This window comes from uncultured Lamprocystis sp., from assembly GCF_903933125.1.
GTDB lineage: Bacteria > Pseudomonadota > Gammaproteobacteria > Chromatiales > Chromatiaceae > Thiodictyon.
Genome location: NZ_CAIZIZ010000128.1, coordinates 1 through 10,241, shown reverse-complemented (window position 1 = coordinate 10,241; position 10,241 = coordinate 1). Strand labels below are relative to the sequence as shown.

General features: G+C 70.4%; 4 protein-coding genes. 3 read left to right on the top strand and 1 reads right to left on the bottom strand.

From position 1 onward, the window contains the following. A partial coding sequence (locus QZY03_RS06170) for an AAA family ATPase (protein ID WP_295579134.1) occupies positions 1–1,377 on the bottom strand: 1,377 nt, incomplete at its 3' end. Between the two features lie 4 nt (positions 1,378–1,381). Here QZY03_RS06170 and QZY03_RS06165 point away from each other — a divergent pair. From QZY03_RS06165 to QZY03_RS06155, 3 genes are all read left to right on the top strand, one after another. Then, the gene (locus QZY03_RS06165; protein ID WP_295579131.1) at positions 1,382–2,461 is read left to right on the top strand and encodes a hypothetical protein; all 1,080 of its coding nucleotides are present in this window, start codon (positions 1,382–1,384) and stop codon (positions 2,459–2,461) included. A 27-nt stretch (positions 2,462–2,488) separates the two neighbouring features. Then, on the top strand, positions 2,489–3,037 hold the full coding sequence (locus tag QZY03_RS06160; RefSeq protein ID WP_295579129.1) for a hypothetical protein: 549 nt from the start codon (positions 2,489–2,491) through the stop codon (positions 3,035–3,037). Beyond that, positions 3,030–10,241 (top strand): LPD23 domain-containing protein (locus QZY03_RS06155; RefSeq protein ID WP_363168687.1); only part of this gene is annotated, 7,212 nt, incomplete at its 3' end. The genes QZY03_RS06160 and QZY03_RS06155, both read left to right, overlap by 8 nt.

The window sequence follows — 10,241 nt, the reverse complement described above, 5'->3', positions numbered from 1 at the left end:
GATCCCTTCGCTCCCTTCGGCGGATTCTTCGCAATTGTGCTCCCTTCGTAGGGCCCACACCCAACCGGCGTTAAACCCCTCTTTGCGTCGCTCGATCCCGATCCGATACGCCGTCCGCTTCACCCGGTTCCACGAGTACCCGGCTCCGCTGGCGTCCTCTTGCATCTGCTTAGCACTCACTGGCCCATCCGCCAGACAGGAACGGATGAACACTTCAACGTCCGATGCTTCGCCCGTCGTGTCCGAGTCCGCGCGGGTATCCGCTCGACTCAGCAAGTCCCGCGCGCTCCCCTCCAGGACCTCGCCCCAGATAACCCGCGTTGCAGAGATCCCCGGATACTCGGCAAGCGCGGTAAGGTCCATGTATTGCCGGTCGCGGCTGGCATGATGATCGAGATCGCCTAAAATGGCCAAAGTCGAGCGGAGAGTGATCCCTTTGCATTCTTTGGCGGGTTCGGTGTCCCCTTTGGCGTTGCGCTCAACCGGAAGGGTCCATACCCAACTGCCTTGATACCCATCCTTACACCGTTCGACGCCAAGTCGATGCGCCGTCCGCTTCACCCGGTCCCATGAGTACCCGGCTCCGCTGGCGTCCTCTTGCATCTGCTTGGCACTCACTGGCCCATCCGCCAGACAGGAACGAATGAACACTTCAACGTCCGATGCTTCGCCCGTCGTGTCCGGGTCCGCGCGGGCATCCGCCCGACTCAGCAAGTCCCGCGCGCTCCCCTCCAGGACCTCGCCCCAGAGAACCCGCGTCGCAGAGATCCCCGGATACTCGGCAAGCGCGGCAAGGTCCAGGTGGTAGCCGAACCCGCCCGCGTCGGGGCCAAGGTTGGACTTCGCCCGCACCAGGATGCAGCCGCCCCCGAGCTCGCCCGCGATCCTTGCGGTTGCCATCACCACACGGGCCAGTGCCCCGAACGCGAGTGACCCGGTCACCCGCTCGGTCGGGTCCCGCCCCTGGGTCCCCTTGGAGAAGTGCGAGACACCCAAGACCGCGACACCATGCGCGGCGGCCAGGTCCACCAACGGTTGCAGGGCTGAACGGACCTCGGCGTTCTTATGGCTGTCCCCGGTCACCGCCGACACCAGGGGGTCAACGATCAACAGCGCGGGCGGCGGGTCCATGCGCGCCAAGCGCACCGCCAACGCAGCAATGTCCGTCGCGGGGTCGAACGCCCGTGCCCCGCGCTCGCTGGTGAACCCTGACACCAGATGCACCCGTGCGGGATCGGCTCCGGCAGCGATCAGGCGCGGTACCAGCACGTCCGCGGGGGTGTCCTCCCCTGACCACATGGCCATGTCCGCGAGCGGGGCGGCGGTCCCGTCCGGCCAGTGTGCCCCGCGCGTCAGGATCGCTGCGAACGATAGCACCAGCGTGGCGGAGTCGAAAGACGGGGCCGCGCCCGTGCTACCGCTCTACGATCCGCGGCAAGGGGCCAAGGACCTGGAGCGCGCATCCGCGGACTGGGCCGCCGCGCATCCGCCCGGCACGCCGTTGCCGGTGGTCTCGGGCTTGCGCAGCCTGGGGCGCGGCCTGGATGCGCTGACCGGCGGCTGGGCGAACCGGACCGGGCAGGCAATGGTCGATACCGGACAGGCCGTGGTGCACGGGGTGGATGATGCGGTGCGCAACAGCAAGCCGGCCGTGGAGCGCCGCGCCATGCAGGCGCGCATCAGCGCCGACCGCCAGGCCGCGGGGCGGCCGGCGCCGACGTTTGGGCCGCTGGGCCAGGTGCTGCCGGACGCCGCGTCAGCCCCCGTGCCTGCACCACCAGCGACTGCCGCGACCCAGCCGAATGCGCCCGCGCAAGCAAGCGCCTCCCACATCGATCTGCGCCGCCCGGCCGGCCCGCCGAGCTCCGCGCCGGGTCCCCTTCAGGCCGCGGCGGCGGATGGCCCCAGCGTCACCTTCGGTCCGCGCGTCATCCCCGAGATGGAACGCAGCGCGTTGCTCTCCCCCACGGCGTATCGGCAGGCGATTGCCGCTGCCGACCAGGCGGCGGGAACACGACCGGCGACGTTCGCCCCGGACGTGCGCCAGTCCTTGGCGACCAATCGGCCGCTGGAGCGGACGGTGGAGCCGCCCGCCTTCGCCCTCGCCGATCAATCCCCGGCTGCGGAGGCGGCTTACCAGCGGCAGTTGATCGCTGCCGGGGGTGATGTCAGCGTGGGGCGCCGCGGTCGCCCGCGCTACACCATGCCGGACAACCAACCGGTCACGGCTGCGGACCTTGGCCGCCAAGTCGGGGAAGTCAGTGGCGGAAAGCGTTTGGAACCGTTGACCGATGCCCAGATCGCGCGGGTCACCGCCCCCGGCTTCAAGACCTCGGGCGCTGGCACGGGCGGCGCCGCCGCGCTGCAAGGGGCAGCCGGGCAGGGCGGGTTGGCCCTGCTGCAAGCGGTCCGCAACGTCCCCCGCGAGCAATGGGCCGGGTTGCCGGCCGGGGTGCAGTAGCGGCTGGGGTGGCAGAAGCCGCCGCCGGTGCCGCTCGAACAGCAGAAACTGGCGTGGGACATGGAGAAGACCGGACTGCAAGGCACCGCGGAACACCAGCAGGCGCAAGCGCGCAACGCGTTTGACGAGCGAATGAAGCGGATGGATGTCCAGGCCGGGCGCAGCAAAGCCCAGCAGGAGGCCGCGGCGGCGCGTGATACCGAGCTGCGCGGCACCTTCGCCAACTGGGGCAAGCGCGCGGAGGGCCTGGGCGCCTCGGCCGCGTCGGCGCTGCCGGAACATGCGCAGATGTGGGCGAGCGAGCACGGCGGGGCCTTGCTGCGGGCGTTCCCTGAGCTGCCGGTGTCGGTGGTGAGCGGGGCCTTGGGTTCCTATGCGCAGCAGTTGTTGAGCCCGGCGGCGGCGCTGGCCCAGGCCAAAACCGCCAAGGGGTTCGCGCCCGACGATGCGGACGCTGACGGCAACCCGGCGGTGCAAGCGGAAGCCGCGCGGCTGGTGCAGGCGTCACGCGCCGCCGCGGATCAGGCGGCGGATCAGATCGCGCGCGCCTGGGCGCAGGGGGCCAGCCGTGGGTGAAGCGTGGCTGGGCACCGGTACCGACCCGCAGGACCTCGGGCCGCTGACCGCGGCGGGTGGGCTGGCGACCTGGCGGGCGACGCTCGGCGCGCCGGCAGCAGACCCGGCCGCGCCGGACGCCGCTGCGTCTGCACTGCCATCGGCCTATCAACAGTATCGGTCGCTGCTGACGAACCCGGTCGCCATCGACGCGCCGGCGCCGGCCGCGGCAGATCCGATCGCGGACCCGGTACCGGCCGCGCCGACCCCTGAACCATCGCCCTATGAACGCTATCAGTCGCTGGTGGGTCCGGCGCCGGTGGCGGCGCCGCCGACCGCGCTAGACCCCGCGGCGGATGATCCGGGTCGGCCGCTCGGCAGCGGCGGCTTCTTCGGTGGCGCGGCGGAACTGGGGCGCTCGGTCGCGCGCGGGATCTACAACCTCCCCGACTTACCCGGCGAGGCGGCGGAAGGCTTCGGCCGGCCGCTCGGCCTGGTTGCCCCGGCCAGTGCCGACGACCTGGCGGCGCGCGCCGCGCAACGCGAGGCGGACGCGCGCGCGCTGCCGGACTGGATGAAGGAATCGGCGCGCAGTCGGGCGGAAGAACATCCGCTGGGCTCGTTGGCACAGGCCGGTGAGTCGCTGGTGCAGAGCACCGGGCCGATGGCGGCGGGGGCGGCGGCGGGCGCGGCGATTGGCTCGCTGCTACCGGGGCCGGGTACCCTGGCCGGCGCGACGCTGGGCGCCGTGGCCGGCAGCGTGCTGGGGATCTTCGGGGCAGCCGGCCGGCAGGCGGAAGCCTCCTACGAAACGATCAAGACCGCGCAACTGGCGGCGGGGGTGCCGGAGCCGCAGGCCGAACACGCGGCCATTACCGGCGGCTTGGCGAACGGCGCCATTGAGGGCGGCGGCGAGGCGCTGGGCACCTATCTGTTCCTGCGCATGGGGTCATTGATCCCGCCCAGCATCAAGTCTGCCGCCGCCAATGCGGTGCTGGCGCGGGTCGGCCTGGCCGATACCGGGGGCACGCTGATTCAGTCGGCGGCCAGCAACCAGGGGGCGCTGTGGGGCGCGGCCAAGGATCTGGCGCTCAAGGTCCTGCCCGCCGAACTGGGGACCGAGATGGCGCAAGGGGCGCTCCAGCAGGGCGTAGAGCACGCCTATGGCGCCGGCCCGGCGCCAACCTGGGGCGATGCCGCGCAAGTGGTGGTGCCGACCTTGGTGATGGTCGGCTTTACCGCGGGCGGGACCCACGCCTTTGGCGCCTATCGGCGCTCGGCGGTGAACCACGCGCTGGCCAACCCCGAGGACGATACGAACCCGTTCGCCCGGCGGGTGGCCGCCGCGGCGGCGGTCGAGGACGCGGTGCGCCGCGAAGACCCGGAACTGGCCGCTGTCTGGCACCGCTACGCGGTCGCGGCGCTGGGCGACAATACCCCGCTGGTGGTGGATCATGATGCGTGGTACCAGGAACAGGCGCGCGCGGCGGCAACGCCGGGGGCGCCCGATGGCAGTGAACCAGCACTGGAAGCAGGCGCGGCGCTGGGCCGGGGCGACCGTCCTGCGGTGGCGCCGCTTGGCGGGAACCCACGCGAGCCTGGCGCCCTGGGTGGTGATCCAGCCGCCCGTCAAGCCGGGAGCCAAGCCGGTGCTGCGCGTCCGCTGGACGCGCAAACCGCGGCGGCTGCTGCGCTGGGACGCGGCGGCGCAACGCCTGCGGGTGGCGGAGCTGCGGGCGCCGTCGCCCCCGCGCTGGCGGATGTCGCGTGGCCGACGGACCCGGTCGAGGTTGACCCCGGCACCGGCGCCGATGGCTCCCTGACCCGCGAGTTTCGCGCCAGTCCGGACGGCCAATGGCTGTGGGAGCGCGCGGTGGATGCCGACGGCACCCTGGCCGCGGACCGGGTGGTGCCGACCGCGACGCGCCGCCAAGAACTCACCGACCGCGCGGACGCGCTCCAGCAACAGATAACCGCCTGGTCGGCGCGCCAGCCCGAGACCCCATGGCCGGCGCAATGGCAGCAGGACCTGACCGCCCTGCGCGCGGCCCAGGCCCGCTATGCGGCCCTGGCCCCCGCCCGTGCCGACGGCCCGCCGGCCAGCGGTCCCAACCCGGCCCCGACCGCCGCGGCGGCCACGGGCGGCAGCGAACGCTTCCTGAGCCTGCGCCCCGAAGACGTCGGGGTGGACGCCAAGCGCTTTCAATTCCGCTCGGCGGCGGATGCGGTGGGCGACACCGGCCGGCTGGCCGGCGTGCAGACCTGGGACCCGGACGCCGCCGGCGCGGTCAACGTGTGGCAGGATGAAGCCGGGAAAAACTGGGTGGTCGATGGGCATCACCGGGTGAACCTCGCCAAGCAGCTCGCCGCGCAGGGCCAAGATGTGCGCCTGGATGCCCAGGTATGGCGGGCAGCCGACGGCGTGACGGCGGAGCAGGCGCGCCAGCGGGCGGCGGTCAAGAACGTCCAGGAGGGCAACGCCGACGCGCTCGATATCGCCCGGCTGTGGCGCGAGATGACCCCGTTGGAGCGCGACGACGTGATGCCGCGGCTACCGCGCTTCGGCTCCACCGCCATTCGCGACGGCGAGGCCCTGGCGCAGTTGGGTCCCAAAGCCTGGGATCTGGTGCGCGCCGGGGTGGTGCCGCCGCCGCACGCCGCCGAGGTGTCGCGGGTGCTGGCCGAGGACGAGCAACAGCGCGCGGTGCTGGGGTATCTCCAGAAACATCCGACCGCCAACGCCCAGCAGGCGCGGCTGGTGGCCGAGCAAATGCGCGACGCCAGCTTCGAGCGGGCCGCGGCGGGCGCCCAGGGCGACCTGTTCGGCGACCAGCAGATGGAGGAAAGCCTGTTCGCCGAGCGCGCGCGGGTCATCGATGCCGCGGTGCGCAGTCTGACCAAGGACCGGGCGGTGTTCAACCTGCTCAGCCGCGAGGCCGGGCGCATCGAGGGCGCCGGCAATCGGCTGGAGCGCGGCGCCAATCAGGCGCGGGTGCAGGAAGCCGACCAGGTGGGCACCATCCTGCGCGCCGAGGCCAATGTGGCCGGGCCGATCAGTACCGCCGTGCGGACGGCGGCCAGCGCGGTGCGTGCGGGGCAGCAACCCGGCACGGCGGCGCGTGGAGTGGTCGAGGCGGTGCGCCAGGCGCTCAGTGAGCGCGGCTGGTTGCGTACGCCGCCGGCCACGGTGGCGCCGGAGGGTACGGTCACCCCGCAGACCCCGGAGACCCCGCCGGAGACGGCGGATGTTTCTCGGGAAACAACGCCGCCGGCCGCGCCGGAGTTTTCACTGGCGTCCTACACCGAGGCCGACCTGGCGGAGTTGGCGGCGCAGCAGCAGGCGCAGGAGGAGGATGCACCGGGGCCGGCTGCGGACGCGCAGGGTGATCTGTTTGGCGTCGCGGCGCAGACGGCCGCAGAGAATGTTGGCGCCTATGACCCAAGCAACCCGGATATCCGCTTCTCTATTGCCCAAGAGTCACCCCATCTTATTGCCGTCACGGCGACCACCAGCGGGCGGTTAAATCCGGTGACCGGTAAGCCCGAGTTCGATCTGTTCGACGCAGCGGGGAATCGACTAGGCAAAATCCACATCGCGTCCACCGCGCAGGAGGCCCTCGCCATCTGGAATCGGCGCGCGACGGCCGCCAGCCCAGGGGGGGCGCAGGGGTCGACGCTGGTGGTGCAGGCGGCGCCGGCCGCCCCACCAGAGCGCGCGCAGCGCTCGTATTGGACCATGGTGCGCGGTCCGATCGGGCAGGGCGAGCAGCCGGACGATTACTATTACCATGTCACGTCCTACGCCAATGCGCGGCGGATTATCCGTGAGGGCTTGGCGCCCGATCAGGCGGCGACCATGGCCGATGGCTGGTATCGGACGTACAGCCGCGGCAAGGTCTTTGTCACCGAACGCAACGGCGTGCCCTTCTGGCGCGGTCGCATCGAAGACCATCTGGCGCATGAGTTCGATCGCCCGCCGGCCGTGGCGGTCGTGCGGATTCCAAAGCACCAGGCGCCGCCGCTGGAGCGCGATGAGGTCGGCTCGCGCGACGCGCGAGCGGACGCCTGGTTCGGGACCAGCCGCTTCTCTATTGGACCCCACGGCCGCGCCCCGGATGGCGTCACCGGCCTCCCGGTCGCGGACGTGCAGACCGTGGTCGATGCCGCGCTCAGCCGCCTCCTGGGGCCGGCGCGCGGCGCGGTGTCGGTGCGTGTGGTGGCGACCCAGGCCGAAGCCTTCGGGATGGGGTCGCTCGATCGGCTGGGCCGGGTGCGGGGCGCCTTCGACCCGGCGACCGATGCGGTGGTGCTGGTGGCTGAACATCTGGCCACGGCGGCGGACGTGCGCACCGTGCTGCGTCACGAGCTGGTCGGGCACTACGGGTTCCGGCTGCTGAGCGACGCGCAGCGCGGGACCTTCGCCGACCTGGTGGAGGATGCCGCCAAGCGCATCCGCTCGGTCGGGCGGTTGCTGGCGCAGGAGCGGGCGAAAGATCCCGGCTTGTCGCGCGAGCGGGTCGCGGAGGAAGTCTTCGCCCGCGTGGCCGAACAGGAGCGCGGCTTTATCGGCGCCGCGTGGGACCAAGTGCTGCTGTGGTTGCGCCAGCAATGGCGCGCGTTGGGGTTGATCGAGGGCCGGCCGGGACTGACCGAGTTGCGCGTGCTGGCCGCCGATGTGGCGCGGGCGCTGCGGGCCGGTGCGCGGCCGGTGGGGGCGCTGGAGGGCGCCGGGGTGCGCTACGCCGGGCAGGAGACCGACGCGCGCCTGGCGGGGCTGCTGGCGCAGTATGCGGCGGTCAAGGGGGCGCCCAGTGCGGCGCAGTTGGCGGAGGCGGTGCGGCAGTATCGGGAGGTCGAGGCGCGCTATGCCGATGTGCTGCGGGCGCATGATGCCGAAGGTAAGGCTCTGCCGGCGCCCAACGGGCAGCCGTCGAAACTGAATCGCGAACAGTGGATACTGGTACGCACCGACAACTTTAAGCGGTGGTTTGGGGATTTTGAAGCGGTGGCGCGCCAGCGGCAGCGCCGCGCGCTGATCGAGCGGGCGCTGACCGATACCGCGTGGCAGCAGCGGACGCCGATCGCTGCCGGGTATGACGCCGATCCGAGCGGGAAACTGTCCGACACGTTCGGGTTTCCCATCGCCACCACCTATCTGGCGCCGGACGATATCCGCAAAACCAACAAGCGGCATGGTGTCGGCAACGAACGGCGCGCCGACCAGGTGGGGCTGGCCGTCGACGATTATCTCAAGGCGCTGGAAGTCTTGCGCGATCCGGAGACGTTTAAGCGCACCACGTCCAACAACGGCAAGCCGTCGGCCGAGTTTGGGCGGCGCTTCAGTGACGGCACCTATGTGGTGGCTGAGGTCGAGATTGCCGAGGCGGGGGGCGTGTCGATCAAGTCGGCATGGAAGAAGGTGCCCGGCAGGAATCATGAAGGGGCGACGCCCTTCCCGATCCGTACGTCCGCGAACACTGCCGGGGTGACGCTCAGTATTTCGTCGGACTCCCTGCTTGTCAACCCGGATGCTGTGTCGAAACTGGTCGACGCCAACGGCGAGCCGTTGGTGGTGTATCACGGGACCAGCGCGGACTTTAACCGCTTCGCCAAGCGCAAGACCGGCACCGGAACGCTGGCGCGCGACGCCAACGGCGCCTTCTTCTTCACGACCAGTCCGGCGGTGGCCGAGGACTTTGCCGGCTACCTCTACACCACGCCCGATGGTCAGCGGGTGGAGCGGACCTATCAGCAGGGAGCCAACCTGATGCCGGTCTTTCTGCGCGCGGCGCAGCCGGACGTGTGGGACATGGGCGGGGGCAGTTACACCGAATCCTGGATGGCCGATGCGCTCAAGTCCGCCAAGCGCGACCGCAAGGATGCGGTGGTCTTTCGCCAACTGCGCGATGGGTCGGTGTCGACCGTCGGCCCGTGGCAACCGTCGAATGTCATCGCGGTCTTTGCGCCGACGGCCATCAAGAGCGCCATCGGCAACGCCGGGACCTTCGGCCCCGGCAATCCGGATATCCGTTTCGCCTTCGCCGGGGAACGGGCGGCGACCGCCGACACCCATGCGCTGAGCCGGGCGCAACAGGGGTTGGCGCAGGGCCTGACGGCGGAGGAGGTGCGGCGGCAAACGGGTTGGTTCCAGGGGGCGGATGGGAAGTGGCGGTTCGAGATCGACGACAGCGGGGCGCTGCTGCGCACGAAGATCGATGGCGCGTTCAAGTCGACCGCCCAAGGCATGGAGGCGTGGGCGCCGTTGGGCGCCGTGCTGACCCACCCCAGCCTGTTCGCGGCCTATCCGGCGTTGCGGCAAGTGCAGACCGATATCATCATCAATCCAGACGGCAAGCCCAAAGGGCAATATGGGGACACCGCCATAACCGTCGATGCGCGCAGCGTAGAAGAGGCGCTGTCCATCCTCCTGCATGAAGTTCAACACGCCTTGCAGCATCGGGAGGGATTCGCCACGGGCGGGACGCCGGAAACGTTTAGGTATTCAGACGAAGATATTACGCGCCTAGCGACCCAGATGCGGGCGTTGCAACAGAGATATCATGAGGCGCGAGACACTGGGGTCGATCTATACGGAATAAGTGATTCTCTGGAGTCAATAAAAAATGATGCTGATAGAGCAAAGCAGGAGTGGAGCGAGTACCGAAGGCTATCAAAGGAGACTCGCGGAAATCCGCTCGACGCATACCATCGTCTATCCGGCGAAGTCGAAGCCCGCAACGTCCAGGCCCGTCAGGCGCTAGGGCGCGCCGACCGTAAGAACACGCCGCCCGGCGCGACCCATGACGTACCGGATGCCGACGTGATCGTGGTCTTCAACGGGCGCGAGATGGCGAGTGCACCGCGGCCGGCGAATGCGGATGAACCGTCAAGGAATCCTGAACAGACGGCCTACGAGAAAAAAGCCAAAGGTGCTTCCGGCGGTACTCCCGCGGCGCCCCCGTTGGATGTCTTGCGTGAGGACGATTACCGGCCGGCCGTGGTGACATGGGCCAAGGCGCAATTCAAAGACCAGCGGGCGCCGGATGGGTCGCTGGCGTGGGAGAATTTTGTACGGTGGTTTGGTCTCGACTTTGGCCATTTTAGGCGATCTCGATCATCGTGCCAGCCGCGACCGGCAATCGCGGGGCGCGGGTCCGCACGACGGACCCTGGGGGGACCACGGAACCAACCCGTCAGGCCCGCGGGCGGCCCCGGCGCGGCGGCG